Source organism: Meiothermus granaticius NBRC 107808 (genome assembly GCF_003574355.1).
GTDB classification, from domain to species: domain Bacteria; phylum Deinococcota; class Deinococci; order Deinococcales; family Thermaceae; genus Meiothermus; species Meiothermus granaticius.
On record NZ_QWLB01000046.1, the window covers coordinates 1 to 26,659 of the forward strand.

23 protein-coding genes and 1 pseudogene are annotated in these 26,659 nt (G+C 64.2%); 13 read left to right on the top strand and 11 right to left on the bottom strand.

Annotated elements, in window-relative coordinates; genetic code table 11:
• Positions 1 to 97 precede the first annotated feature (97 nt).
• Both Mgrana_RS13810 and Mgrana_RS13815 read right to left on the bottom strand, forming a co-directional pair.
• A pseudogene (locus tag Mgrana_RS13810) lies at positions 98 to 1,036 on the bottom strand (MFS transporter); the annotation flags it as partial.
• Positions 1,037 to 1,041: 5 nt separating this feature from the next.
• Complete coding sequence (locus tag Mgrana_RS13815) at positions 1,042 to 1,464, bottom strand: MarR family winged helix-turn-helix transcriptional regulator (protein ID WP_240631382.1); 423 nt, start codon at positions 1,462 to 1,464, stop codon at positions 1,042 to 1,044.
• A 159-nt stretch (positions 1,465 to 1,623) separates the two neighbouring features.
• On the opposite strand from Mgrana_RS13815, the gene argF reads away from it, so the two are divergent.
• The 5 genes from argF (at position 1,624) to Mgrana_RS13840 (ending at position 6,111) form a co-directional block, all read left to right on the top strand.
• On the top strand, positions 1,624 to 2,565 hold the full coding sequence (gene argF, locus Mgrana_RS13820) for an ornithine carbamoyltransferase (protein ID WP_119358192.1): 942 nt from the start codon (positions 1,624 to 1,626) through the stop codon (positions 2,563 to 2,565).
• 3 nt (positions 2,566 to 2,568) lie between these two features.
• Positions 2,569 to 3,543, top strand: a complete 975-nt coding sequence (gene argC / locus Mgrana_RS13825; protein ID WP_119358193.1) for an N-acetyl-gamma-glutamyl-phosphate reductase — start codon at positions 2,569 to 2,571, stop codon at positions 3,541 to 3,543.
• Between the two features lie 47 nt (positions 3,544 to 3,590).
• Positions 3,591 to 4,733, top strand: coding sequence for a bifunctional glutamate N-acetyltransferase/amino-acid acetyltransferase ArgJ (argJ, locus tag Mgrana_RS13830; protein ID WP_119358194.1), 1,143 nt, complete (start codon positions 3,591 to 3,593; stop codon positions 4,731 to 4,733).
• 197 nt (positions 4,734 to 4,930) lie between these two features.
• A complete protein-coding gene (locus tag Mgrana_RS13835; RefSeq protein ID WP_119358195.1) occupies positions 4,931 to 5,395 on the top strand; it encodes a hypothetical protein in 465 nt (154 codons plus the stop codon).
• Positions 5,396 to 5,421: 26 nt separating this feature from the next.
• On the top strand, positions 5,422 to 6,111 hold the full coding sequence (locus Mgrana_RS13840) for a hypothetical protein (protein ID WP_240631383.1): 690 nt from the start codon (positions 5,422 to 5,424) through the stop codon (positions 6,109 to 6,111).
• 90 nt (positions 6,112 to 6,201) lie between these two features.
• On the opposite strand, the gene Mgrana_RS13845 is transcribed toward Mgrana_RS13840, so the two are convergent.
• The gene (locus tag Mgrana_RS13845; RefSeq protein ID WP_119358196.1) at positions 6,202 to 7,140 is read right to left on the bottom strand and encodes a DUF4384 domain-containing protein; all 939 of its coding nucleotides are present in this window, start codon (positions 7,138 to 7,140) and stop codon (positions 6,202 to 6,204) included.
• A 194-nt stretch (positions 7,141 to 7,334) separates the two neighbouring features.
• On the opposite strand from Mgrana_RS13845, the gene Mgrana_RS13850 reads away from it, so the two are divergent.
• From Mgrana_RS13850 to Mgrana_RS13860, 3 genes are read left to right on the top strand one after another with little or no spacing between them, the layout of a single operon-like run.
• A complete protein-coding gene (locus tag Mgrana_RS13850) occupies positions 7,335 to 8,888 on the top strand; it encodes a carboxylesterase/lipase family protein (RefSeq protein WP_119358197.1) in 1,554 nt (517 codons plus the stop codon).
• Between the two features lie 44 nt (positions 8,889 to 8,932).
• The gene (locus tag Mgrana_RS13855) at positions 8,933 to 9,604 is read left to right on the top strand and encodes an FAD-binding oxidoreductase (RefSeq protein WP_186813132.1); all 672 of its coding nucleotides are present in this window, start codon (positions 8,933 to 8,935) and stop codon (positions 9,602 to 9,604) included.
• Entirely contained in the window at positions 9,601 to 10,476 is an 876-nt protein-coding gene (locus Mgrana_RS13860) for an alpha/beta fold hydrolase (RefSeq protein ID WP_119358198.1), read from the top strand. Before Mgrana_RS13855 ends, Mgrana_RS13860 begins: the two co-directional genes overlap by 4 nt.
• A 5-nt stretch (positions 10,477 to 10,481) precedes the next feature.
• Here the strand turns inward: Mgrana_RS13860 and Mgrana_RS13865 are convergent, their stop codons facing one another.
• The 5 genes from Mgrana_RS13865 to Mgrana_RS13885 all read right to left on the bottom strand — a co-directional run bounded on the left by Mgrana_RS13865 (position 10,482) and on the right by Mgrana_RS13885 (position 14,576).
• Entirely contained in the window at positions 10,482 to 11,732 is a 1,251-nt protein-coding gene (locus Mgrana_RS13865; protein WP_119358210.1) for a bifunctional folylpolyglutamate synthase/dihydrofolate synthase, read from the bottom strand.
• 72 nt (positions 11,733 to 11,804) lie between these two features.
• Positions 11,805 to 12,839: a mechanosensitive ion channel family protein gene (locus Mgrana_RS13870; protein WP_119358199.1), complete on the bottom strand. Its 1,035-nt coding sequence runs from the start codon at positions 12,837 to 12,839 to the stop codon at positions 11,805 to 11,807.
• A gap of 27 nt (positions 12,840 to 12,866) precedes the next feature.
• On the bottom strand, positions 12,867 to 13,259 hold the full coding sequence (gene perR, locus Mgrana_RS13875; protein ID WP_170146492.1) for a manganese-dependent transcriptional regulator PerR: 393 nt from the start codon (positions 13,257 to 13,259) through the stop codon (positions 12,867 to 12,869).
• Between the two features lie 108 nt (positions 13,260 to 13,367).
• Complete coding sequence (gene hemC / locus Mgrana_RS13880) at positions 13,368 to 14,267, bottom strand: hydroxymethylbilane synthase (RefSeq protein ID WP_119358201.1); 900 nt, start codon at positions 14,265 to 14,267, stop codon at positions 13,368 to 13,370.
• A 66-nt stretch (positions 14,268 to 14,333) separates the two neighbouring features.
• Positions 14,334 to 14,576 (bottom strand): hypothetical protein, encoded by a 243-nt coding sequence (locus tag Mgrana_RS13885; protein ID WP_119358202.1) that lies wholly within the window; start codon positions 14,574 to 14,576, stop codon positions 14,334 to 14,336.
• Between the two features lie 60 nt (positions 14,577 to 14,636).
• Here Mgrana_RS13885 and Mgrana_RS13890 point away from each other — a divergent pair, with 60 nt between their 5' ends.
• Together Mgrana_RS13890 and Mgrana_RS13895 are read left to right on the top strand one after the other, a co-directional pair.
• On the top strand, positions 14,637 to 15,446 hold the full coding sequence (locus tag Mgrana_RS13890) for a [LysW]-aminoadipate kinase (protein WP_119358211.1): 810 nt from the start codon (positions 14,637 to 14,639) through the stop codon (positions 15,444 to 15,446).
• A 74-nt stretch (positions 15,447 to 15,520) separates the two neighbouring features.
• Complete coding sequence (locus tag Mgrana_RS13895) at positions 15,521 to 17,470, top strand: 1,4-alpha-glucan branching protein (RefSeq protein ID WP_119358203.1); 1,950 nt, start codon at positions 15,521 to 15,523, stop codon at positions 17,468 to 17,470.
• Between the two features lie 44 nt (positions 17,471 to 17,514).
• Here the strand turns inward: Mgrana_RS13895 and uvrA are convergent, their stop codons facing one another.
• Positions 17,515 to 20,454: an excinuclease ABC subunit UvrA gene (uvrA, locus tag Mgrana_RS13900; RefSeq protein WP_119358212.1), complete on the bottom strand. Its 2,940-nt coding sequence runs from the start codon at positions 20,452 to 20,454 to the stop codon at positions 17,515 to 17,517.
• 166 nt (positions 20,455 to 20,620) lie between these two features.
• Between uvrA and Mgrana_RS13905 the strand changes: the two genes are divergently transcribed.
• The 3 genes from Mgrana_RS13905 (at position 20,621) to bshC (ending at position 25,855) form a co-directional block, all read left to right on the top strand.
• Positions 20,621 to 22,642: a M3 family metallopeptidase gene (locus tag Mgrana_RS13905; protein ID WP_119358204.1), complete on the top strand. Its 2,022-nt coding sequence runs from the start codon at positions 20,621 to 20,623 to the stop codon at positions 22,640 to 22,642.
• A 122-nt stretch (positions 22,643 to 22,764) separates the two neighbouring features.
• Positions 22,765 to 24,210: a xylulokinase gene (gene xylB, locus Mgrana_RS13910; protein WP_119358205.1), complete on the top strand. Its 1,446-nt coding sequence runs from the start codon at positions 22,765 to 22,767 to the stop codon at positions 24,208 to 24,210.
• A 142-nt stretch (positions 24,211 to 24,352) separates the two neighbouring features.
• Positions 24,353 to 25,855 carry a bacillithiol biosynthesis cysteine-adding enzyme BshC gene (gene bshC / locus Mgrana_RS13915; RefSeq protein WP_119358206.1) on the top strand — a complete coding sequence of 501 codons (1,503 nt, stop codon included), beginning with the start codon at positions 24,353 to 24,355 and terminating at the stop codon, positions 25,853 to 25,855.
• 8 nt (positions 25,856 to 25,863) lie between these two features.
• On the opposite strand, the gene mce is transcribed toward bshC, so the two are convergent.
• Both mce and Mgrana_RS16880 read right to left on the bottom strand, forming a co-directional pair.
• Complete coding sequence (gene mce, locus Mgrana_RS13920; protein ID WP_119358207.1) at positions 25,864 to 26,265, bottom strand: methylmalonyl-CoA epimerase; 402 nt, start codon at positions 26,263 to 26,265, stop codon at positions 25,864 to 25,866.
• A gap of 13 nt (positions 26,266 to 26,278) precedes the next feature.
• A partial coding sequence (locus Mgrana_RS16880; protein WP_420845927.1) for a hypothetical protein occupies positions 26,279 to 26,659 on the bottom strand: 381 nt, incomplete at its 5' end.

Genomic DNA, 26,659 nt, shown 5'->3' on the forward strand with positions numbered 1-26,659 from the left:
TCCTGAGAATGGGACGGGGCGTGTACCCGTCCGCAGATGGGCAGGGCTTGCCCCTGGGCGAGAGCGGTGAGGTTGCTCATGCTCGTAGACCCCAGAAGCCCCCGGCTTTAGCCGTGGGGTAAGTCACCACCTGAAGGTACAGCGGCAGGAAAGCCACCGCTCCCAGAAAGGCCGGGCCATAGAAGAAGGTTGCTATCGAGGCTAGGCTGAAGGTGCGGATGCGGAAGATGCTCAGATCCAAGAGGGGATGCGGCTCGCGGAGCTGGGACCAGATCCATAGGGCCAGGCCCACCGCGCTGACCGCGAACAGGAAGAGGATGCGGGGGGAGGTCCAGGCGTAGGTGCTTCCACCCCAGGAAAAGGCCAGTATGAGCGGAACCGCCCAGCTCACCAGCAGGATCGCCCCAGCATAATCGAAAGGGGGGCGCTCCCCCTCAGGCCGCAGGCGGGGCATGTAGCGGGTGATGAAGAACAGCGCGACCAAGCCCACCGGCATATTGATGTAAAACACCCAGTGCCAGGAGAGGTGGTCGGTAAGGAGCCCCCCCAGCCAGGGCCCGATCGCGCTGCTGATCCCGAAGATCGCGCCAAATAGTCCACCGATACGCCCGCGATCACGCGGTGGGAACAGCACGGCAATGGTGGTGAGGGCTAGGGAGAACAAGGCCCCGCCCCCGATACCCTGGAGCCCGCGGAAGAGAATCAGCTCGGGCATGTTCTGGCTCAGGCCGCTCAAGGCCGAGCCCCCCAGGAAGATCAGTATCGCGATCAGCAGGATGGACTTACGGCTAAACAACTCGGTGAGGCGGCCAAAGATGGGCGCCGAGATGGTCGAGGTGAGGAGGTAGCTGGTGACGACCCAGGCGTAGAGGTCGGTGCCGTTGAGGTCGGCGATGATCTTGGGTAGGGCGGTGGAGACGATGGTCTGATCCAAGGCGGCCAGGAACAGCCCCAGCATGATGCCGATGAGGGTAAACCGCACCTCTCGGCTCATTCCGCCTGGGTTGGGGGTTGGGTTGGGAACCGGTTGGGCCATTGCGATCACTCCTTAGCAGGTAGGGGTTCGGCAATCATTCGATCCAAAAGCCAGATCAATTCCTGCTGCTCATGGGCCTCGAGCCGCGACAGTCGTTTGCCAATAGCTTTTTCCATCAGTTGCCTCCCCAGTTCGTTGGTCTGGCGCCCCTGTTCGGTCAGATCGAAGCGGTAGCGCCGCAGGTCATTTGGGTCGAGCGAGCGTTTCACCAGGCCCAGGGTCTCGAGCCGCTTAAGCATCTGGCTTACGGTAGGGGCCGGAAACTTGGTGGCGTTCACGATCTCGGTGGGGTAGGGGTGCTGATCTACCGTGGCCAACAGCCAGTGGTCGTTATGGGCCAACCCCATCCCCTCGAAGGCCGGGGCGACCTCGAGCTGCAGGCTCCGCATCAGCTTCCACATCCGGGTGAGCACGCTCCACTCCGTCACCCCACTAACTTACTTCCATCATGAACTATTGTCAAGTAAAATCTTTTGTATACAAAGAATGTAGGCCAGTACCAAATTGGGCGGGCCGGGCAGGCACCCCACCTGGTGTATAATCAAGCCCTTGCTTGCGTAGTTATGCGAGCCCTGAGAGGAGCATCTGTGGTCGAAAGCCTCAAACCTGTCGCCAGTCTGAAAGGGCGTGACTTTCTTTCCAACCTGGATCTTTCCCCGGCGGAATACCGCAGCGTGCTGGACACCGCCCACGCCATGAAGCGAGGGGCTTTCAAGGGGTTGCGTCCGCTCGAGGGCCAGACCCTGGCCATGATCTTCGAGAAACCCAGCCTGCGTACCCGCACCACCTTTGAGGTGGCCATGAACCAGCTCGGGGGCCATGCGGTGAATCTGACCAACGCCGAGATTGGCCTGGGCACCCGCGAGCCGGTGCGCGATATTGCGTTGAACCTCGAGCGCTGGGTGGAGGGCATCATGGCCCGGGTCTACCTGCACTCCACTGTGGAAGAGTTGGCTCAGTACGCTTCCAAGCCCGTTATCAACGGCCTGTCCGACCTGCTACACCCGGTGCAGTTGCTGGCCGACTACCAGACCATCGAGGAAACCTTTCCCGACACCAGGGGGCTCAAGGTGGCCTATATTGGCGATGGCAACAACATGGCCAACGCCCACATCCAGTGTGCGGTGCTTTCGGGCGCAAAGCTGACCATCGCCACCCCCCGCGGCTACGAACCCAACGCGATCATCTACATGGAAGCCCTCAAGTTGGGCGCCAACATCACCCTCACCCATGACCCCCGTGCTGCCGCCGAGGGGGCCCAGGTGCTCTATACCGATGTCTGGGTTTCGATGGGCCAGGAGGCCGAGGCCAGCCAGAAGCGCAAAATCAAGGACTTCGCCGGTTTCCAGGTGAACCCGGCCATGCTCGAGCTGATTGACCCCGATGGAATTTTTCTCCACTGCTTGCCCGCCCACTACGGCGAGGAGGTGGTGGAGGAGGCCACCCTGCACCCCAAGAGCCGGGTCTTCGACCAGGCCGAGAACCGCCTGCACGCGCAAAAGGCCCTTCTGTATCACCTGCTGGGTTGAGCCATGCCTAAGCCCAAGATTTTCATTGACGGTGAGGCCGGGACCACCGGGCTTCAGATCCGGGGCCGCCTACAAGGCCGAGAGGACCTCGAGCTGCTCTCCATCGACCCGGCTCGGCGCAAGGACCAGGCCGAACGGAAGCGCCTCTTGAACGAGGCCGATTTGGCGGTGCTTTGCCTCTCCGATGACCTGGCCCGTGCCGCGGTGGGGATGATTGAGAACCCTGCCACTCGGGTTTTGGATGCCAGCACGGCCCACCGGGTGGCCGAGGGGTGGGTGTTTGGGTTTCCCGAGCTCGAGCCGGATCAGCCCGAACGCATTCGCACCGCCGGACGTGTGGCCAACCCGGGCTGCTATTCAACCGGGGCCATCGCCTTGCTGCGGCCTTTGGTTGAGGCCGGGCTGCTCCCTGCTGAGCACCCGGTATTTGTCCAGGGGGCTTCCGGCTATAGCGGTGGGGGGCGCAGCCTGATCCGCGCCATGCGAGGGGAGGGGGAACACTACTTGGCCGGCTCGTATCGGCTATATGGCCTGGGGTTGGCCCACAAGCACGTTCCGGAGATCGTGCGGTACTCGAGGCTGGCCCGCGATCCCCTCTTTATCCCCTCGGTGGGGAATTGGGCTCAGGGGATGCTGGTGCATGTGCCGCTGCACCTCTGGGCCTTGCCTAAACCGGTGCGCGGGGAGGAGCTGCAGGCGGCTCTGCAGCAGCACTACGCCGGACAGCGGTTTGTGCGGGTGATGCCGCTGGAGCGGGTGGGTTCGGCGGAACGGGCCTTAGACCCCCAAGCCCTCAACGGTACCAACCTGCTCGAGCTCTTCGTTTTTGATCATCCGGCTAAGGAACAGGCCCTGCTGGTGGCCAGATTGGATAACCTGGGCAAAGGGGCCGCGGGGGCCGCCGTGCAGAACATTGACCTGATGCTGGGGCTTTCAGGGGACCGTAACTATGAATACACAGAGGATGCGCCCTGCTGACCGTGGGGAACTTGGGGCTGGTGGGGAGGGAGCGATAAGCTAGCGCCATGAGACTCCCCCTTGGTTTTAGTGCAGGGGCCACTCGAGCGGGCATCAAGCCCTCAGGTAAACCCGATCTGGCCTTGCTTTCTTCCGAAACTCCGTGTGCATGGGCTTTTGTAGGAACCCTCAACCGAGCCAGCGCACCCTGTGTGGACCGCAGCCGTAGCCTGTATGCGGCTGGAGGGGCGCTTCAGGCCCTGATCGTCAACGCCGGCAACGCTAACTGTGCCACCGGTGCCCAAGGGGTGCAGGCCGACCGGGGGATGGCCGAGCTGGCGGCTGCCCAGCTTGGAATTCCCCCCGAGGCGGTGCTGACCGGATCAACCGGGGTGATCGGCCAACCCTTGCCGCTGGAAAAGGTGGCGGCGGGGCTGCCTGGGATTGGTCTGGGGCTCGAGGTCGAGCCGTTTTTGGAGGCCATCCTGACCACCGATCTGGCCCCTAAGAAGGCCGAAGCCACCCTCTCCAACGGCTCGAGGGTGGTGGGAATATGCAAGGGCAGCGGGATGATCCAGCCCAACCTGGCCACCATGCTGGCCTATGTGCTCACCGATGCGGAGGTAGCCCAGGACGAGCTGCGCCGGGGCTGGAAAGGGGTGGTGGATTGCAGCTTCAACCAGGTCTCGGTAGACACCGACACCTCGACCAACGATATGGCAGTTTTGCTGGCCAACGGTGCGGCTGGGGCTGTGGAGCTGGGCGAGTTTTGGCGGGCGGTAGAGGGGGTTTGTGTTTCCCTGGCGCGCCAACTTGCGCGCGATGGGGAAGGGGCGACCAAGCTGCTCACGGTGAGGGTTTTGGGGGCGCTGTCCGATGCTGAGGCACGGCGGGCCGCCCTCAGCGTAGCCTCGAGCCCCTTGTGGAAGAGCGCGGTGTACGGCAATGATCCCAACTGGGGCCGGGTGATGATGGCCATAGGGAAGAGCGGGGTGGAGATGCGCGAGTCCAGTACGCGGATTTCCTTGCAGGGAATCCCCCTGTTTGATGGCCGGGTGCTTCCCTTCGAGCGCTCGGCGGTCAGCGCCGCCATGAAGGTCGAGGAGGTGATCGTAGAGGTAGACCTGGGTCTGGGAGAGGGCCAGGGAACCGCATGGGGCTGTGATCTAACCGAGGAATACGTACGGATCAACGCCCTCTATACCACGTAGCCATCTCAGCCTGAGGCCCGGTCCACAGCCAGATTTTGGGGCGGCAGTGGGGATATTAAGCCATCCCCGAGGCTACGGGTTTATAACGCTCGAGTAACGGCAGGGAAGGTAGAGTGGCCTCGAGAAGGCCCTAGATGCGGTTTCTAACTTTCTTTACACGCCGCACTCATGCTAGACTTCTCAGTGGAGGTATCGCCATGAAAAAATTGCTCATCGGTTTGGTCGCTGTTTTCGCCTTATCTCTAGCCTCGGCACAAAACTTTGGGGTGTACGCGGGGTTTAGCTACCCTTTTTCGGGGAGCATCGGTGCGGTATTCAATAGCGATCCCCTGCGTTATAGCGCAGGCATCGTCTTCCCCTTTGGGATTGAAGTGGGCGCTGATTACATGATCGGCAAGGGCGACCTGGGCTCGACGCCGGGGCTCGGCTACTACTTTGGTGCGGGAGCTACCTTTGACGCTTTCCTTGCCGGCGGCGAGTTCTTTGGCTCGGTGTTTGTGCACGGCCTGGGGGGTCTGCAATACCAGCTCAACCCGCAACTGGCCCTCTTCGGTGAGCTTCAGCTGGGCCCTGCGATCGGCTTTGGTACCGCTTTTGGCGGCTTTGGTACCGGCTTCGGCTTCGGGTTTGGCTCCAAGTTTGGCCTGCTGTTCAGCCAATAAATCCACGGCCCGGTTAGGATGGAGGGGTGCAGTCGCCCCTTCATCTTTTTTGGCTTCCCTGGCTGCGGTTTGGGCTGTTGGCGGGGGGGCTGGGTCTGACCCTGGTGAGCTGCCAGCGCCCCGCCGATGCGCAGCCCCCCCTCATCGGCATTACCCAGCCCAGCAGCGGGGTCATTTCCAAGCGTTCGCTGCGGGTGGAGGGCTATGTCCTCGACGACACGGGGGTGCAGAGCGTAAAGGCCATGGGTCAGGAGTTGCTCAGCACCAGCAACCGTGGGCAGAAGTTGGTGCGCTTCAGCTTCAAGCTGCAGGCCCCCACCTCTGGGACGGTCGAGCTCAAGGTAGAGGCGACCGACAGCCAGGGCCAGAGCCGCACGGTGCGCCTGCCCTTGGTGCTGGATGCCCGCCCGCCCCAGATCAAGATTGATCGAGCGGAGTGGGTCACCAAAGTGATCAGTCCGGCCCAGACCCGTACCAACCCCGATGGCACCACGGTGAGTATCCCGGCCAAGACGGAGGGCAGCTTGCAGATCTCCGGTAAAGCCTTGGACGATACCGGTATAGACCGGGTGGTGGTGCAGTATGGCAACACCTTCAGCCCCCTATCGCTGCCCAAGGGCAAAGAGGTGAGTTTTTTCATCGAGGTTCCGACTCGGCGGGCCACCATCATTGCGGTAGACCTGGCGGGCAACCGGGCCGATCTGACCGTTCCTTAGAGCGCTCTAAGGGCGCGATAAAAACCACCAGGCCCTCGAGCCCCGCAACCCAAAGAGCCGGGTTGCCCCGGCTCGAGGCGGGCCTAAAGCTCAGTTGTTGTCCCGGTCATAGGCCCGGTCCCACTCCCACTGGCTGGGTTCCCAGAAGAGGTCAAGCCGCACCTGGCCACGCTCGAGGCGAATCTGAAGGCGAACCTGCTCGCCCCCCCGTCGGTACTCGGCCCAGTATTCGGGCTTGCCCCGGTCTCCACGCGTTTGGTAACGCACTTGCTGCCAGCCTTTAGCGCTGAGGTCGCGGTTGTAGTAGCTGTAGACCTCCTGTAGGGCCCGGCTGCGGTAGGTCACCGAGTAGCTGCGGTCGCCGCGGTTTTCCCAGACCACCGGCCAGCCAGGAATGGGGTTGATCACGACCACAACGGGTGGGGCATACACCGGCTGCGGCGTGGGATAGGCCGGCTGGGGGTTGGGAAGGTTGCCGTACGGCCCCACCACCCGGTAACTCACGGTATCGCTAACCCAGTCTCGATCGGGCAATGGGGTGACCACGATGGAAAGGGCCCGGGCCAGATTCCCAGCCCCTGAAAGGCGCATCTGACCGCTGCGGATATCGGCCATCTGGGCCAGCGAGAGCGGGGAGCGGCTGGCCACCGCCAACACCTGGTCGGTGCCGACCGGCCCGTCAATGGTGAACTGATACCGCGCTCCTTGGGCAGGAAAGGCTCGAGTCTCCCCGGCCCGCATGAAACTCTGGTTGCTGTAGGGATTGGGTTGGATCAGGTCAATCTGACCGCCCGCATTGATGTTGAACAGGTAGACATAGGCATCCTGGTTAACCCGGACATAGATGCGGATGTTCTCGCCGATGGCATAGGTGGCGTTGGAGTAGCCGTTGGGGTCTTTGTCCACCCAGGTCTGCACGCTGAGGTCGGTGGGTACCGGGTTGACGATGATGCTCTGGGGATTAAACACCGGGGTGGCCTGGGCCAGCAGCCCCACCCCTAGTAAGCCGGTTGTGAGCAGTCGTTTCATCTCGAGTCCTCCTGTAATCCAGCCTAGAGACCCCGCCCTGGGTGGCCATGAAGCCAGGGTCAGCGAAACTTAACCTTGGCCTTGACCGAATCTTTAGCTACCAGACGGCTTAATCTTTTCCTTAGCCCGGTTTTTGCTTGAACTGCGGGTGCGGACTACAAATGGAATTGGTGTTCTCCCAGCATCCTAGAGCCATGCGTTGGTTGGCCCTGTTGGTTATCCTTGGTTATTCCCTCGCCCAGCCTGCTTACTTGCTCACCCCCAGAGGAGCGATTCAAGGGGGGGTGAACCCGGCCGCCCAGGTAGCCTACTTTCTGGGCATCCCCTATGCCCACGCCGAGCGCTGGAAGGCCCCGGTGGCAGCGGGGCCCTGGAAGGGGGTGCTCCAGGCCACCCAGGTGGGCCCCGCGTGTCCTCAGCGCAGTGTGCTGACCACCCGTCTGGGCGGGTTCCTCCCCCCACAATCCGAAGACTGCCTGAGCCTGAACGTCTGGGTGCCCCTGGGGACCCCTCCGGAGGGGGGATGGCCGGTAATGGCCTGGATTCACGGCGGCAGTTTTACCGGGGGTTCCTCAGGCGAGCCCATCTACGATGGGACCCATCTGGCCTCGAGGGGGGTGGTGGTGGTGAGCTTTAACTACCGCCTGGGGGTGTTTGGTTACCTGGCCCTTCCGGCCCTGCAGGCCGAAGACCCCCAGCGGCGGGTAGGGAACTATGGCACCCTAGACCAGCTCGAGGCCTTGCGCTGGGTGCAAAACAACATCGCCGCCTTCGGCGGTAACCCCCACAACGTCACGATTTTTGGCCAGTCGGCCGGGGGGATGTCGGTCTGTACCCTGCTGGCCAGCCCTTTGGCCAAAGGGTTGTTTCAGAAAGCGGTGATCGAGTCGGGGGGCTGTACCTATGTGAAGACCCTCGAGAGCGGGTTCAAGTTTGGGCAAGCCCTGGCCCACCTCTTGGGCTGTGCGGCCAACGACCTGGCCTGCCTGCGGGCCCTGCCCCGGGAACGCTTCTTTCCCCCGGAAGGGAGCGAAGCCTATGAGGCGGTCCGCAAGCTGACCAGCGGTCCCCATCCCGGCACCCCCGGAACCGGCGAGACCTTTGCTGAGGGGCCGTATAAGCCTCATCTCGACGGCGTGGTGTTGGATCAGGTACCGCTGCAAGCCCTGAGGGAGGGTCGGGCCGCGGGGATCCCGCTGCTGGGGGGAGCTGCCACGCAGGAGGCCTGGCTCGAGCGCCTTGAGGTCGGAGACTGGACCGCTTTCGCCGAGCAGGTGCGGCGTTACCGGCCCGAGCAGGCCGAGGCCCTCATTGCCGAGTATCGGCGCCGTTATTCGGATGCCGGAGAGGCCTGGGCTTATCTCATCACCGATTCCGTGCTGCTTTGCCCCACTTACGCGGCCCTTCGCGCCCAGATGGCCTTTGCCCCAACCTATGCCTATCTCTTCGACTACACCTCGCCGGTGTTGCCCTTCCTGGGGAGCTTTCATGGCTCGGAGATCCCCTGGCTGTTCGGTACGTTCACGGTTTGGCCTTTTCTGTTGCTCTACCTGACCGACGCGGCCCAAACCGAGGTTCAGGACTCGGCAGGCCGTTTGCAGGCCTACTGGACCCACTTTGCTGCGGAGGGGGCCCCCGGAGGATGGCCGCGCTGGCCAGAGTATGCCTCTGGCCAGGTGCTGCGCTTTAGCCAGAGGCTGGGCTTGCGTCCCGACCCCTACCCGCAGCGCTGCTCAGCCTTCCAGTAGGGCCAAGGCCCCGGTTTGCCCCAACTTTGGCTTAACATGGGGCCGTGGCTGTGCTCGAGCTTTCCACCGCCGACCAACTGCTGGTGGTCTCCGGCGATACGCCGCTGCTAGAGATCTGGGAGGCTCTTCCTGAGGGGCTTTTCCCACCGTTCCCGCCGGTAGGGCTGCCCGGTGGGGTGGATGGGCTTTTGCAGCGCGGGGGTTTTGGTCAGACCTTTTTTTTCGCCAGCGAGGTGCTGGGGCTGCGTTTTCGTGCCCCCTCCGGACAGGTGGTGCATGCGGGGGGGCGGACGGTCAAAAACGTGCAGGGCTACGACTTGGTACGACCGCTGGTGGGCAGTTTTGGGGCCTTGGGAACGGTTCTCGAGGCCACCCTGCGCTTGCGCCCAGGACGGGCCTGGGTGTTCTTGCGGCGCAAGGGGGAGCTGTCGGAGCCCCCGCTCAAACCCCGGTTTCTCTGGCAAGAGCTGCACTGGACCTACGCCTTCCATTTTGGGCACCCTAAAGAGGTGCACCGCTTTCGTGAGGGGTTTGGGGGTGAGGAAGTGCGGGAGCGCCCCGACTACACCGGCTGGTTCCCGCACGGTATGGGGGTGGGGATGGGAAACCTGATGGACCTGCGCTTCGGCTGGGTTGACGGGGGGGCGGCCCCGGAGATGCCGGCGCCTTTTAGGCGACTGGTTGAGGCCTTGAGCGCTGCTCGAGGGGCCCTATGAAACCCGAATTCACCGTTCCCGCCGAGCTCCAGCCCTATGCCCGGAAGATCCGGGCCAACGGTCTGACCCTTCATCTCTACGACTCAGGCCCGCAGGGCCCTGGAGGGGATGGGCTTCCCTTCGTGCTGCTGCACGGCTTGGGGGACGAGGCCGACACTTGGCGCAAGCTGTTCCCGCTGCTGATGGGTCAGCGCCGAACCCTGGCCCCTGACCTACCCGGATTTGGCCGCAGCGACCACCCGCACCGGGCCTATACCCTCAACTTCTTCGCCGAGACGGTGGTGGCGATGCTCACCGCCCTCCAGATTCCCCAAGCGGTGTTGGTGGGCAATTCCATGGGGGCAGCGGTGGTTCTGCGGGTGGCCCTATCGCATCCCGAGCTGCCCCGCCGCCTGGTGTTGGTGGACGGCCCACCGGTAGGAGGAAAGATCAACGCTGCCCAGCTCCGGTTCCTCACCCCAGGGGTGGGTGAGCGGATGTACACCGCTCTGCGGGCTTCGCAGGATGCGGCCTATGCCACCCTCGAGCCCTACTATGCCCATCTGGCCGCCCTACCCCCGGAAGACCGGGCGTTTTTGCGGGAGCGGGTCTGGGCTCGAGTCTGGAGCGATGACCAGAAGCGGGCCTTCTTCTCCACCTTTCGCTGGCTGGCCTGGGAGGGGCTTTGGGGGCGTCCCCGCCCGGCGGAGCTGGCCAGGCTCGCCTTGCCCACAGAGATCATCTGGGGCCAGCAGGACCAGATTGCTCCGCTCGAGTCCGGCCAGCGCTTGGCCGGTTGGATTCCTGGGGCAAGGCTCCACCTCCTCCCCAACTGTGGCCATCTGCCCCAGCAGGAGCAGCCGGCGGAGCTGGCCCGGCTGCTGCTGCAGTAGCCCCTTTACTGCCAGCGTTCCTCGGGGGGCAGGCCCAGCAGCAACCGCTTTACCTCGCCCACCAGGTACAGGCTTCCGGCCACCACCGTTATCCCCTCGATGCGCTGAGCCAGCCGCAGGGCCTCGGCGGGGGGTTCGGCGGTGAGGGCGCCGGGGAAATAGGGCAGCAGCTCGGCGGGGGGCCTCGAGCGCGGGGAGTGGTAGCGGGTCAGCACCACCTTGCTGTAGCGCTGTAGATCCAACGCGGCGGCCATAGAGGCGGCGTCTTTATCCTGGGACAGGGCCAGCACCAGTGAAAGCTCCATGTGGGGGAAATGGTCTTCCAGGGCCTGGCGCAGGGCCACAGCCCCATCCGGGTTGTGGGCCCCATCCAGCAACAGATCCCCAAAAGGGGTGGCCTTCACCCGCTCGAGCCGCCCCGGGTGCTGCAGGCCGGCCAACCCCTGGGCGATGGCCTCCCAGGGCACCTCCAGGGCCCGGGCGGCCTCGATGGCCAGGGCCAGGTTGCGGGCCTGATGTACCCCCAGAAGGGGGGTGCTGAAGCGGTGCAGGGTTTGGTCCTCGAGGGTGAACACCAACCCTTCGGGTAGGGGCTGGACTTCTCGAAGCCAGAAGTCTTCGCCCAGCACGCGCAGCTTGCTGCCCAGCTGTGCTGCCTTTTGCCGCAGGGTTTCTAACCCCTCGCCCTGGGCTCCGCTGAGGGCTAGCTTTCCTGGGCGAAAGATCCCGGCCTTCTCGAGGGCGATCTGGCCCAGGGTGGGGCCTAAAATCTCGGTGTGGTCCAGACCGATGTTGGTGACGATGGAAAGCTCCGGCTCCACCGCGTTGGTGGCGTCGAAGCGTCCGCCCAACCCCACCTCGAGCACCGCCCACTCCACCCCCGCCCGTTTGAAGTGCAGCAGTGCGGCGGTGGTCGCGGTCTCGAAAAAGCTGGCCCCGATTCCCTCGGCCAGAGGTCGGAGCTCGCTCAGGAGGGCCTCGAGTTCCCCCTCCGAGATCTCCCCCCCGTTCACCTCCATGCGCTCGTGGAAACGCACCACATGCGGGCTGATGTAGCGCCCGACCCGATGCCCAGCGGCCCGCAGAATCTCGGCCAGGGCCAGCGTGGTAGAGCCTTTGCCGTTGGTTCCCCCCACCAGCACACAGCGGTATGCCCGCTCGGGGTGATCGAGCCGGGCCAGCAGTTCCCGAATGCGCTCCAGGCCGGGTTTGTTGAAGCGCTGCTGGGTGTACAGCCACTCGAGGGCGCTACCCACGGCCTGCACCCCCCTCGGTTGGCTGGTCTTGCGTGTTCCTGTTCAATTCACACCGCCTTGGCGGGCTTTCCCTTACTGGGTTGCTGGAACCAGTACCTTTTCGGTCAGGAAACGCTCCGCCACCCGCTTGCGGAACTCCCGCCCCACCGCCCATTGCTCTTTGGGCTTGGTGGTGAAGAGCACCCGCAGCCCAATCGAGGTTTCTGTGAGTTGGTGCACCCCCACCACATCGGGGGGCGCGGTAAAGACCGGCTCCCAGTCGGGGTCATGGTAAAAGCGGTGGACCTCGTCGGTAAAGACCGAGAGGGCCCGGTTCAGGTCTTGTCGGTAGCTGATGGCGATATCCACCACGGCTCGAGCCCAGTCCCGGCTGAGCACGCTGACCATGCCCAGCCCGGAGTTGGGTACAAAGTGCACCCGGCCCTCGAGGTCGCGCAGCACGGTGATGCGCAGGTTGAAGCGCTCCACCGTGCCGGTGACGGTTCCCACCGTAATCACATCCCCCACACCGAACTGGTCTTCGAAGAGCACAAAAAACCCGTTGATGAAGTCCCGCACCAGGTTTTGAGTCGCAAAGCTCACCGCCAACCCGACGATGCTCACCCCCGTCACCAAGGCGGTGATGTTGAGCCCCAGGTTGGAGAAGAAGAACAGCCCGCCCACCACCAGGATCACCACCCGAAGGGCGGACTCCAATACCGATTTAATGGTCTGGCGGCGCACCCGCTCACGGGTAAACTCCTCGCTGGAGCCCAAGGGAACACGGCTCATGAGGTAGGGGATCAGGCGGTACAGGGTGAAGGCCAGGACCAGGGTCAGCACCCCGGTAATGCCCTTGGAGCCCAACCAAGCCGCGAGCTGAGCCCCCCAGCCGCGAAAGGGCTGGAACTCGAGCTGAAAAATATGGGCATACAGCGACACCACCGCCAGCCCCACCAGCCCCCACCAGCCCCAACCGGCCCAGCCCCAGTAGCGATCATCGCCGGGGTGCGGGGTGAACCGGCCAGCCTGGCGGATCAGCCCCGCACCGGTCCGACCCGCCCAAATGGCCAACAGCAGCACACCCAAAGCCAGCAGATAAGGGAGATAAGGGGTAAGCCCCACCATCGGGTGTTTACTATACCGCCCGAGGTCCTAGGCGTTGTGCTTGCAGTCTGGGCAGAGCCCCTGGTACTCCACCTGAACCCCCTCGAGGTCATACTCCGGGTAGCGGGCTTTAACCTCCGACAACAGGTCGGGGAGCGAGGCCACGATGTCGAAAAACTGTCCGCACTTGCGGCAGGTCAGGTGTAGGTGGCCATCCAGGTTGGCCTCGTAGCGAACCGCCTCCCCAGGACGCGACAGAGGGACCAGATACCCCTCCTCGGTGAGGGCCTCGAGGGTGCGGTAGACGGTGCCTAGGCTGATGTTGGGCACCACCTTGCGTACCTCGCCGTAGACCCAGGCGGCATCGGGGTGATGCCCTTTGGCCCCCTGCACAACCTCGAGCACGGCGCGGCGCTGGCGGGTGAGACGCTTCATTCCCATCGTTATCCCTAAGTATAACAGCCCAGGCTTAAAACCCGAGCGGGTTGATCAGGATTAGTCTACCGTGCCCCGGCCTGGAGCAATCTGCGACGCGCTCACACTTCGCCTTCAGGCCGAGGCCAGCCGGGCCTGCTCGAGGATCTCTTTTCCCCCCTCGCTGAGCAAGTCTTGGGCCAGCTCGCGGCCCAGCTCAGCCGCTTCCTCGGGGTCCCCTTCGATCTCCGCCCGTACAAACGCTTTGCCTTCGGGGGAGCAGACCACCCCCTGCAGCACCAGGGTGTCCTCGGACTCGAGGGTGGCCAGGGCCGCAGCGGGAGGGTTGTCCCCGGCCTCCAGGGTTTGCAAAAAGGTCCGCTCCGCCCGAATGCGGTCAAAGGAGGGGCGATGGTTGAGGCTATAGGCCAGTTCTTCCGCCCAATCGTCGCCCTGGCGTACCTCGAGGCCCAGGGCTCCTTGCCCAGGGGCGGGGAGCAGGTGCTCGGGGTCTATGAGCTGGTCAATGCGGTTGCGCAGATCCAGGTGCAGCAGGCTGGCGGCCCCCATCACCAGCGCGTCGTACTCCCCGGTGCCCAGCGCCGCCAGCCGGTCGTCCACATCCCCCTCGAGGTTCAGCACCCGCAGGTCGGGGCGGTAGGCCAGCAACTGGGCTTTGCGCCGCAGGGTATTCACCCCCACTCGAGCCCCGTCGGGCAGGTCTTCCAAGCGCTTGGCGATGCGCCCTACCAGGGCCTCGCGCGGCTCGATTCGCTTGGGTACGGCGATCAGGTGCTGCCCCAGCACCTCGCCGGTGGGCAGGTGCTCGAGGGAATGAACCGCGATGTCCACTTCGCGCTGGCCCAGGGCCTCTTGCAGGGCCTTGGCTGAAGCCAGACCAGAAGCGGCCTCAGAGGAAATGGTGCGGATTTTGAACTCGGCCTCGGGCCAGTTTTCTTTCAAGCGTGCTACGACCCACCTCGTTTGGGCCTGCGCGAGCAGACTGGCCCGCGCACCGATCACAATGACGCGCATAGCTCAACTATATTAGCGGGTCAGGCCCGGAACGTCTAACAACCTGCCGCGACCGGAGGTAGGGGCTCAGACCAAACCCCTATAGGCTGAGGGGAGGACCTCGCTCGAGACCTCGAAATCCTCACCAACCTGCCGTGCCTGGCCGCTTTGGGCCAGGGTGTGGAGGGTCTGCACCACGTACTGCTGCACCCGGCGCAGGGGCAGGGTTTGGGCCTCGAGCTCGGGGCGGTGCAGCTCGAGGAAAGCCCGGTGAAAGGCGGGGAGTTCATCCAAGGGGATCTGGGCCTCGAGTTCGCTCCAGCGGATCATGCTCTATAGCCTAGGCTATGGCGGCTTCGGGGAGAACAGTATGATGTTGCGGCTATGGGTTTGGTGGTGGTAAAAGTCGGGGGTTCAGCCGGGATCAACTACGAAGCCCTTGCCAAGGATGCGGCAGCCCTGTGGAAGTCCGGGCAGAAACTGCTTCTGCTGCATGGGGGTTCTTCCGAGACCAACCAAATCGCCGAGGCCCTGGGGCATCCGCCGCAGTTCCTAACCCACCCTGGGGGGATGACCTCACGCCTGACCGACCGCAGGACGCTCGAGATCTTTGAGATGGTCTACTGCGGCCTGGTGAACAAGCGCCTGGTGGAGCTGCTGCAGCGCCAGGGGGTCAATGCGGTGGGGCTCTCGGGGCTGGATGGGCGCATCCTGGAGGGGAGGCGCAAGGATGCGGTTAAGTACGTGGAAAACGGTAAGATCAAAATCCACCGGGGGGATTTCACCGGCTCGGTGGAACGGGTGAATCAGGGGCTTCTCCAGACCCTGCTGGACTCAGGCTATCTGCCGGTTCTGACCCCGCCGGCGGTGAGCTACGAGGGGGAGGCCATCAACACCGACGGGGACACCGCGGCGGCCAAGGTGGCAACCGTATTCCAAGCCGAGGCCCTCCTATTGCTTTCCAATGTTCCCGGTTTGCTGGCGCATTTCCCGGATGAATCCAGCCTGATTCGGGAGATTCCGGCGTCCCGGGTCGGGGCCCCAGAGTATATGGGCGTGGCCCAGGGACGGATGAAGAAGAAGGTACTGGGAGCGGTGGAGGCGGTGCAGGGTGGGGTGGGGCGGGTGATTTTTGGCGATGCCCGCGGGGAGGAGCCGATCTCCACCGCGCTGAAGGGGTCTGGAACGGTGGTGCACTGAACGGTGAAATACGCCTCGAAATGGCCTGGGCGGCCTAACTTTGTGGGGCTCGAGCCCAGGATAAAATGAGACCGATGATGCGCTTGGTGCTGGTCCTGCACGCACACCTGCCCTATGTGCGGGCTCATGGCATGTGGCCTTTTGGTGAGGAGACCCTCTACGAGGCCATCGCCGAGGTATACCTGCCCCTGGCCCAGCTTTTGGAGCGCCTGGCCGCCGAAGGAATCCCCACCCCGCTCACCTTGGGGATGACCCCGGTGCTCTCCGAACAACTGGCCGACCCTCGGGTCAAGGAGGGGTTTTTACGCTATGCCCAGGATCGGCTGCGACGGGCCGAGGATGACCACACGCGGTACCGGGGCACCGAGTTTGCGGCTTCGGCTGAGCACACCCTGGCTTTTTGGCTGGGTGCCCTCGAGGGCTACCGGGCACTGGGCGGCGACCTGACCGGGTTTTTTGCCCGAGCCCAAGAGCGCGGACAGCTCGAGCTGGTGACCTCGAGCGCCACCCACGCCTACTCCCCGCTTCTCTCTTCCGATGCGGCCCTGTGGGCCCAGATCAAGACCGGTACCGAGACCTACCGCAAACATTACCGCCGGGCTCCCACCGGTTACTGGCTGCCTGAGTTGGCCTACCGCCCGCGCGGATGGTGGAACCCCCCGGTGGACGGGGCCGAGGCTGGGTTGCGGGCTGGGGTAGATGAACTGTTGTATCAGGCCGGGATTCGCTACAGCTTTGTGGATGCCCATCTGGTACAGGGGGGACAGCCTTTGGCCATGGGGCCGCACTCGAGCTCGATCCTGCCGATGGAAGGCAGCGAGGCCACCTACCGGGTTCACGAGCTGCCCAGTGGGCTGCGGGTATTGGTCCGCAACCCCGAGACCACACTGCAGGTCTGGAGCGCCGAGCACGGGTATCCAGGGGATCCCATCTATCGCGAGTACCACCGCAAGGACCCCATTTCTGGGCTGCGCCACCACCGCATCACCGGGCGGCAGGTAGACCTGGGGGCTAAGGCCGCGTATCAGCCTGAGGAGGCCCAGGCTCGAGCCATCCAGCATGCCCGGCATTTTGTGGCCAGGGTCGGGGAGTTGGCCGAAAAGCATCCGGAGGGCGTGCTCTGTGCGGCCTATGATGCTGAGCTGTTCGGCCATTGGTGGTACGAGGGAATGACCTGGCTCGAGGCCGTTTTTCGCGAGCTGGCGGGCCTTCCAGGGGTGCAGGCCCTCACCGCGCAAGCGGTGATTCGGGGAGAGGTGCCGCGCATAGCCCTGCCCGAGGGTTCCTGGGGACGGGGGGGACAGCACGAGGTTTGGTTGAATGCGGCCACCCTTGATTATTGGCGCTTGGTCTACCGGGCGGAGGGCCAGATGGTGGAAGCCGCTGAGCGCTTCGCTTACGGCTTGGACGCTCCGCGACGGGCCCTTCGCCAGCTCATGCGCGAGCTGCTGCTGCTGGAATCCTCCGACTGGCCCTTCCTGATCGAAAGTGGTCAGGCCACAGAGTATGCCCGGACCCGCTATGAGGGCCACGCGGAGCGCTTTGCCGAGCTGTATGGGATGCTCGAGGCGGATCGGATAGACCTGGGGCGGGTTTCCGCCCTGGAGGATCTGGATGGGGTATTCCCTGAGGCCGATGTCAGTCTATACCGTTCGCGGGGTAAGGCCCCGGTGGAGGGCAATCCGCTGGGGGACCTGCTGAGGCAGACCGCGGCTGGGCGCGAGGCCCGTCGGGCGGCCGAGGCGGCCCGGTATGGCCCGCTGCCGGGGGTGCCGCCTAAGGGGCAGGAGCCGCCCCAACCCGTCCGCAGGCACAGTGCCAGGGGAAAGCGCGAGCCGCTCGAAAAGATCCAGGGCATCGGCCCGGTGTACCAAAAGCGCCTGTGGGAAGCAGGGATTCTGACCTTCGCCCAACTGGCCGCGCTCGAGCCCCAGGAGGTGTTGCGCATCATCCGGCCCCACCCTTGGCAAAGGGTGGATGTGGCGGCCTGGATTCGCGAAGCGGCCCTCCGGGCCAGGGGCTAGTGCCTCAGGCTTTATCGCGCTCTTCACAGGCTGTGAAGAGCGCTCTAATCGGCGGCCACCGCAATTTGCCCTGCAATTTCGGGAATCCGGGCCAAGAAGGCCCCGGTGGGGCTGCTGGTCTGGGCCACCTCCTCGGGGGTCCCCTGGGCCACAATCTCCCCACCCCGGGCCCCCCCTTCAGGCCCCAGGTCAATGACCCAGTCCGCGGTTTTGATCACGTCCATGTTGTGCTCAATCACCAGCACGGTGTTGCCCCCGTCAACCAGCCGGTGCAGCACGGAGAGCAGCTTGGCCGTGTCCTCAAAGTGAAGCCCGGTGGTGGGCTCGTCCAGGATGTAGAGGGTGCGCCCGGTACTCTTGCGCCCCAGCTCGGTGGAGAGCTTGATGCGCTGGGCCTCGCCGCCGGAAAGGGTGGGGGAGGGCTGTCCCAGCTTCATATAGTTGAGCCCCACATCTACCATGAGCTGGAGCTTTCGGGCGATGGTGGGGATGTTTTCAAAGAACTCCAACCCCTCCTCTACGGTCATATCCAGGATATCGGCGATGCTTTTGCCCCGCAGCTTAACCTCCAGGGTTTCTTTGTTGTAGCGTTTTCCCTTGCACACATCGCACTGCACATAGAGGTCGGGCAGGAAGAGCATCTCGATCTTCTTGGTTCCATCCCCCCCGCAGGCTTCACAGCGCCCCCCCTTGACGTTAAAGCTGAAGCGCCCGGCCTGATATCCCCGCTTTCGGGCCTCCGGGGTCTTGGTAAACAGCTCGCGGATCTCGTCGAAGATCCCGGTATAGGTCGCCGGGTTGGAGCGGGGGGTGCGACCAATGGGCGACTGATCAATCTCGATGACCTTATCCAGGTGCTCGAGCCCCTCGAGGCCGCCGAACTTTCCCGGAAGGGTTTTAGAGCGCATCAGCTCTTTGGCCAAAGCCGCATAGAGCACATCGTGTACCAGGGTGGATTTTCCCGATCCCGAAGGGCCAGTGATGGCCACAAAGCGGCCCAGCGGAACCGTAAGGGTCACATTCTTGAGGTTATGCTCCCGGGCGCCTTTGATCACCAGGTTTTTGCCGTTGCCCTTACGCCGCACTGGGGGGACTTCAATGTGTTTTTGGCCCCTCAGGTAGGCTCCGGTCAGGCTCTCGGGATGGGCGATGATGTCCTGCAGGGTTCCCTCAGCCACCACATGCCCGCCATGCACGCCGGCTCCGGGCCCCATGTCCACAATCCAATCGGCTTCGCGCATGGTGTCCTCGTCATGCTCCACCACCAACAGGGTGTTGCCGAGGTTGCGGAGCTTCTTCAGGGTGCCGATCAGGCGCTGGTTGTCTTTGGGGTGCAGCCCGATGGAGGGCTCGTCCAGCACGTAGAGCACCCCGGTGAGCCCCGAGCCGACCTGGGTCGCGAGGCGAATGCGCTGGGCTTCGCCCCCAGAGAGGGTGTTGGCGGAGCGGTCTAGGGTCAGGTAATCCAGCCCCACATCCTCCAAAAACCCCAGACGACTGGTGACCTCGCGCCAGATTGGGGCGGCGACCTGGGCCTGAAAATCGCTGAGGTTGCGCTGGTCTTGGGGCTCGGCCAACCCCTCGAGCCGAATCCGGTAGGGCTCTAAGGCCTGACAAGCCTCGATCACGCGGTTTTGGGAGAGCCCCTCGAAGAAGGCTTTGGCCTCGCGCACCGGTAGGTTGGAGACCTCGGCGATGTTGAAGCTACCGATGCGCACGCTCAGGACTTCCCTCTTGTAGCGGGTTCCCCCGCAGCTAGGGCAGGGCTTGAGGGTCATGTAGGCTTCCAGGGCCTCGCGCAATCCCTCGCTCTCGGTCTCGGTGTAGCGGGCCTCGAGCCAGGGGATAACCCCTTCATAATGCACCTGGAAGCGCAGGGTTTCGCGCCCATTGCGCCGGAACACCACCTCAAAGGGGTCTTTGAGCCCGTTTAGAATGGCGCTTTGGGTGTCCTTGGGCAGGGCTTTGAAGGGGGTTTTCATGTCGAAGCTGAGGTGCTCCGAGAGGGCCCGCAAGCGATCCCACAGGTAGCCCTTGCCGTTGTCGCGGCCCTTGCTCCAGGGGAGGATGGCTCCTTCGGCCAGCGAAAGCTCTGGATTAACCACCATCTCGGGGTCGAAGACCTGGTTATAGCCCAGCCCAGAGCAATCCGGGCAGGCCCCGTAAGGGGCATTGAAGCTGAAGATTCGGGGCTCGAGCTCCTCCAATACGCTCCCGTGAACCGGGCAGGCAAACTTCTCGCTGAACAACTCCTCCTGATTGGAGTCGGGATACAGCACCCGCATCAGCCCCTCTCCCCGCAACAGCGCCAATTCCACCGACTCCGCGATGCGTGGGCGTTCCTCCGGCTTCAAGACCACCCGGTCCACCACCAGGTCAATGTCGTGCTTTTCGTACTTTTCCAGCCGCAGCCCCAGGGCTTCCTCCAGCGGGTAGATGATCCCATCCACCCGTACCCGGGCATACCCCTCCTTCTGCAGCTGCTGGAACTCCTTGCGATACTCGCCTTTGCGCCCCCGCACCACCGGGGCCATCAGGATGGCTTTGGTTCCCTCGGGCTGGCGGAAGAGCCGATCGGTGATCTCCGAAGCCGACTGCCGTTCGATGGGGCGTCCGCAGTGGGGACAGTAGGCCGTGCCCACCCGGGAAAACAGGAGGCGCAGATAATCGTGGATTTCGGTGACGGTGCCCACCGTTGAGCGTGGGTTATGGGAGGTGGTCTTCTGGTCAATGGAGATGGCCGGGGAAAGCCCCTCGATGCTTTCCACATCGGGCTTCTCCATCACCCCTAGAAATTGCCGGGCGTAGCTGGACAGCGATTCAACATAGCGCCGCTGCCCCTCCGCATAGATGGTGTCGAAGGCCAGCGTGCTTTTGCCAGAGCCAGAAACCCCGGTAATTACAATGAACTGCCCCCGGGGCAGTTCAACCGTAATGTTTTTCAAATTGTGTTCCTTGGCCCCGCGAACCACGATGCTGTCCACTCGGTTCATGACAGTCGAGTATACCACCCGCTCAGGGTATTCCCAAGACTACCCGGTGTTTTCTGGCTGTGTCAGAATGACGGATTTGGGCTCCGACCGCGGTGAGGTTGGCCCAGCGGGGTTTTCATAACGAGGGATTAACCTTCCGTTCGTATACTTTAGGCCTATGCGGGATAACCCCTTGCAGCACCTGGATTTCGAGATCCCCTTTGATCGGATTCAACCGGAGCACATTGAGCCCGCCCTGCAAGCCCTGATGGCCGAGGCCGAGGCTGAACTCCAGGCCATTCTGGAGGTACAGGGGCCCCGCACCTACGCCAACACCCTGGGGGCCTTGGACCGCTTGGGGGAGAGGTTGAGCCGAGCCTTCGGGGTGATCAGCCACCTCGAGGCCACCTGCACTACTCCCGCCCTGCGTGCGGCCTATAACGCGGTGCTGCCCGCGGTCACGGCCTTCTACACCCGGGTGCAGCTCTCCGAGGGGCTGTACCGGGCCCTGCAGGCCTATGCCCAAACCGAGGAGGCCCAGCGGCTCAGCCCGGCTAAGGCCCGCTTCCTCCGGCTCAGCCTGGACCGCTTTCGGCGCGAGGGGGCCGAGTTGCCGCCGGAGAAAAAAGCCCGCCTAGAAGCCATCCACACGGCCTTGTCCGAGCTCACCACCCGCTTTCGCCAGAATGTCACCGATTCCACCGCCGACTGGGAGCTCTATCTGGAGGATTCCCAGGTGGCTGGACTGCCCCCCAGCACCCTCGAGGCCGCCCGCCAAAGCGCCCTGGGCAAGGGGCGGGAGGGGTACCGGTTCACCCTGCAAGCCCCGAGCTATCTGGCCCTGATGACCCACCTCGAGCACCGGGGGATTCGCGAGGCGGTGTACTGGGCCTACCAGACTCGAGCCACCGAGGAGGGCCGCGACAACCGCCCGCTGATCGCCGAGATTCTGGCCCTCCGGCAGGAGAAGGCCGAGCTGCTGGGCTACGCTAACTTCGCCGAGTATGTGCTCGAGGAGCGCATGGCCAAGAATGCGGCGACCGCCCTGGCCTTCGAGCGCGATCTGGCGGAGAAGGTCCGGCCCCAGTTTGAGCGTGAGCGGGCTGAGCTGGAAGCCTTTCGACGGGAGCTGGAGGGGCCCGAGGCTCCGCCGATTCAACCCTGGGATGTGCGCTACTACCTCGAGCGCCAACGTAAAGCCCGCTTCGACTACGACACCGAGGCCTTGCGGCCTTACTTTGCCCTGCCCAACGTGCTAAAGGGGCTGTTTGAGCTGTGCCACCGGGTGTTTGGGGTGGAGGTGGAGGAAATCCAGGGGGTTCCGGTCTGGCACCCCGAGGTGCGGGTCTATGAGGTGCGCCGAAACGGCCAGTGGATTGCACGGTTTTATACCGACTGGTTTCCCCGCGAGAGCAAGCGGGCTGGGGCCTGGGCCAGCGGGCTGTGGACCGGTGAACGCGAGGGGAGGCTCGAGCCCCATCTGGGCCTCAACTGCGGCAACCTCACCCCTCCGGTAGGTGACCAACCCGCCCTGCTCACCCTGCGCGAAGTGGAGACGGTGTTTCACGAGTTCGGGCACTTCCTGCACCTGGCCCTCTCGGAGGTGGAGGTCAAGAGCCTGGCCGGGACCCGGGTGCCCTGGGATTTTGTCGAGCTGCCCTCCCAGATCATGGAGAACTGGGTCTGGGAACGCGAGGCCCTGGACCTCTTTGCCCGCCATTATCAAAGCGGGGAGCCCATCCCTGAGGACCTGTTTCAGAAGATGTTGCGTGCCCGTACGCACGGTGAGGGCCACAACACCCTCCGCCAGCTTTGGTTCGGTACCCAAGACCTCTATCTGCACACCCGCTATGAACCCTCGAGGGAGGTGGTGGCCTACCTCGAGCAGCTACAGGCGGAGTTCAGCCCGGTCCCCTTGATGGAGAGCCCGGTCTATATCGCCAGCTTCAGCCACCTTTTCGGCGCACCGGTGGGATATGCTGCGGGGTATTACTCCTACAAGTGGGCCGAGGTGCTGGACGCCGATGCGTTTGGCCGATTCAAGCGGGAGGGCCTCTTCAACCCCATGACCGGTCGGGCGTTCGTTGAGCACGTGCTCTCCAAGGGCAACTCGGCAGACCCCGCCGAGCTATTCCGCCGCTTCATGGGCCGCGATCCTGATCCTAGGGCGCTTCTGGCTCGAGCCGGCCTGCTGGCCTAAGCCGCGAGCCCCCTTGCCGCGCGGAAGTGGCTCCTATACTGCTCGAGCTGCTGCAGAAGGTGCAGCCCCGTTGACCGGACCGGCGGGGGTTGGCGGGGATTCTGTAATAAATTCTTAGCAACATGCTGCTCGGCCTCGATCTGGGTACCGGTTCGTGCAAGGCCCTCCTGATGGATCCTGAGGGGCGGGTGCTGGGGCAGGCCAGCCGTCCCTACCCGGTGGTCTCCCCTCACCCCGGCTGGGCCGAGACCGACCCGCAGGAGTGGTGGCAGGCGGTCGGGGCCGCCGCTTTGGAGGCGGTTGGCCATCGAGGAGCGGAGGTTCAAGCCCTTGGCCTGAGTGGGCAGATGCACGGGGTGGTGCTCTCCCGAGCCGACGGTACCCCCCTCAGGAACGCCATCCTCTGGGCGGACCGCCGCAGTGGGGAGAAGCTCCTGTTTTATCGCCTGCTCGAGCCGGAACTGCTGAGGCGCCTGGGCAACCCCATCACCACCGGGATGGCCGGGGCCAGTCTGCTGTGGCTGCGAGACCACGAGCTGGCCTACTGGCAAGCCGACTGGGCCTTGCAGCCCAAGGACTGGTTGCGGCTGCGACTGACCGGCACGGTGGCAGCGGAGCCCTCCGATGCCTCGGCCACCTTGCTCTACGACCTCGAGGCCAATGGCTGGTCGGGTGAGCTGGTCGAACGGCTGGGACTGCGCCCCGAGGTGTTGGCCCCGTTGCAGCCTTCGGGGAGCGTGGCGGGGGAGCTGGGGGTGGAGGCCGCACGACACCTGGGGCTGCGGTCCGGGATTCCAGTGGCCGCCGGGGCAGGGGATACCGCCGCGGCCATGCTGGGTTCGGGGCTGCTGCGACCGGGTGCGGTGCAGCTCAGCGTTGGGAGCGGGGCGCAGATCGTAGCCCCTGCAACCCGGCTGCAAATTGACCCTACCCTGCGTACCCACCTCTACCGTGCAGCGGTGCCGGGGCGTTGGTACAGCATGGCTGCGATGCAAAATGCCGGGTTGGTGCTCGAGTGGGTGCGGAACCTCTTGGGGTTGAGCTGGGAACAGGCCTATGCGGAAGCCTTTAGCGTAGGGGCAGGCTGCGAGGGGCTGAGCTTTCTGCCCTATCTGAATGGCGAACGGACCCCCCACCTTGATCCTAAGGCTCGAGGGGCCTGGGCCGGGCTGGGGCTGAGCCATACCCGGGCCCACCTGATGCGGGCAGCATTTGAAGGGGTGGCCTACGCCATCCGCCAGGGGATGGAGGCTTTGGAGAGCGCCGGAACCGTGATTCCTGAGCTGCGGCTGGCCGGGGGGGGCACCCTTGACCCTCGTTGGCGCCAGCTCCTGGCCGATGTGCTGGGTAAGCGCCTGTTGGCTGCGGAAGCGGAGGCGGCCTCGGCCAAAGGGGCGGCCCTTTTGGGGGGGCTCGCACTGGGCCTCTATCCGGATGCGGAGAGCCTGGTTTCGCTCAACCAAGAGGCCCGAGAGGTGGCCGAACCCAGCAGCACGCTGTATGAGGAGAGCTACCGGCGGTTTGGTCGGCTGTACCTCGAGCTCAAAGGGTGGGAGCCGGGGAGCTGATACCGGGTCGCTGGAAAATGGCCTTCAGAGGAGGGCCGCGGGGCTGAAAGGATAAAGCGGGCCTGGCCCAACCTGGGTCTCAGCGCGGCTTGTACCTTCCCTTACTACCGGTGGGTTGCTTCCGCGATAGAATCCCCTGGTCATGTCCGAGGCCCTGCGCCACTTTTTACCCTTTGGTCTGGAAGACCTACCCGCTGTGCTGGACACCCCTAAGTCGGCTCCGCGCGAGGCTTTGAGCGCGGGGTTGGTCGCGTACCTGAAGCGCCTGGGGGCTCCGCAGGCCAGCCTCGAGGCCGCTCGCCGCCTGGCCCATCCCCACAGCCGGGCCGCGGTCAGCGGTCAGCAGGCCGGGCTTCTGACCGGGCCCGCCTTCACCTTTTACAAGGCCCACTCGGCGCTCAAGCTGGCAGCCGAGCACGATACCCCAGAACGGCCTTTGGTTCCGGTGTTTTGGATCGCTTCGCAAGACGCCGACACCGAGGAAATCCGGAGCGTTGAACTGCTCGACTTCGAAGAACGCCCGCACACCCTAAGCCTGGAGCTCCCCCCAGCGCATCCGGCTGGACGCATACGGTTTGCTCCGTACTTTGAGTCGGTATGCGCCCTGATCGGACGCTTCGGGGGTCTTCCGGCCATACAGGAGCGGTTGTGTCGGGCCATGCTGGGTGGAGACTGGTCCTACAGCGAGGTCTTCGCCCGGTTGATGCTGGAATTCCTGGGGCCTCGAGGGCTGGTGGTTTTGGATCCGATGGCCCCGGAGCTGGCAGCGCTGTTCGCCCCTGCCTTGGAGCGGGAGCTAGAGAACCCCCTGGCCTCTTCGGAGGCCATTAACCACACCGCACAGGAGATGCGCCGGGCAGGCCTCGAGCCGGGGTTGGGCCGGGGCGAGGGGGCTACCAACTTGTTTCTCGAGGGGCCCGATGGCATCCGCCGGTTGCTGCGCTTTGCTGAGGGGCAGTTTAGGGACGGCGAGCGCAGCTATGGCCGAGCGGAGCTGCAGCAAATTCTTCGCGCTGAGCCTTCCCGGCTCACCCCAGCCGCGGGGCTGCGGCCCGTGCTGCAAGATACGGTGCTGCCCACAGCGGCTTTTGTGGTGGGGCCGGGTGAGCTGCGCTACGTGGCTGAGCTGGGTGGGGTGTACGGTTTGCATGGCCTAAGCCTGCCGGCGGTGATTCGCCGCATGGGGGCCACGGTGCTCGAGGCGCCGATCCAGCGCATCCTGAACAAATACGGGCTTGATCCCTGGGCCTTCCAGGCCGATCCTGAGGGGGCGTTCAAGCAGGTTCTGGCCACCCAGGATGAGCGGGTGCAGCGGTTGTGTGTTCACCTGTCCCGTGTGGATGCGGAGTTCGAGGCCCTCGGGGAGCTCCTCACCGATCCCACCCTGGCCCGTCCCCGCCACCGGGCCCAGGTGCGCATTCACCATGAGCTGGAGCGCCTCAAGCGCAAACTTTTGGATGCGGCCTTGCATCAGGAGAACACCACCGGGGCGCAGTTTGCCCGGCTGCAGCGCCATCTGGCCCCTAACGGTCCGCAGGAGCGGGCGTACCCCTTCTTGATGTACCTGCTCAAGCACGGAGAGATTGCCCTCGAGCGCCTCCAGCAGTTGCCCGCCACCGGAAATCACATCCTGTCGCTGGTTTGAACGGCGCTTCAGGGCCTGGTTTGAACCAGCTCGAGCAGCACCCCACCCGCCCATTTGGGGTGTATAAAGGCCACCAGATGCCCACCAAAGCCGGGGCGAGGCACGGGGTCAATCAGCGGTGCGCCCTCGGCCAGGAGTCGCTGAAGCTCGGCTTGAATATCCGCGGTGGCCAGGGCCAGGTGGTGTAGGCCGGGGCCGCGCTTGGCGATGAATTTGGCCACCGCGGAGTCTTCCCGCACCGATTGCAGCAGTTCAATCCTGGTCCCTGAGCCCTTCTGGGTCAGCATCCAGACCTGTACCCCTTGGCCCTCTACCCGCTCCTCGGCCTCGAGGCTATACCCCAGGCTGAAGTAGGGTTGGGCAGCGGCTTCTAGGTTTTCGACCGCGATCCCCACATGGTGAACGTCCATACCTAAAGTTTATCTATTGCACCACAGGAATATAGGCCAAAGCCACGGTGGGCGTGTTGGCCTGAGGGTCTAGGGTGAGGGTGTTGAGCCCGCTGGCGGTGAGGCTTTCGGTGGGGCCGAAGAAGTCTAGCACGCGCAGGAACGAGCTATTGGCCTGGGCCGCATAGAGGTACCGGTCAAGCCCCAGCACCGCGCTGCTGTACTGGAGGCTGCGGCTGAGCAGGTTGGCTGGGGGGAGCTTATAGCCCCCATCGAATCGGGCTAGACCGCGGCCATTGGTGGCGCTACAGGTGGTGCCCGTGCACACCGGGCTGCCGAAGACCACCAGGGGAGGGCCGCCTGTCGCGAAGGTGTTGGCGCTGAAGGGCACCTCGGTAGAGGGTGGGATGGGGGT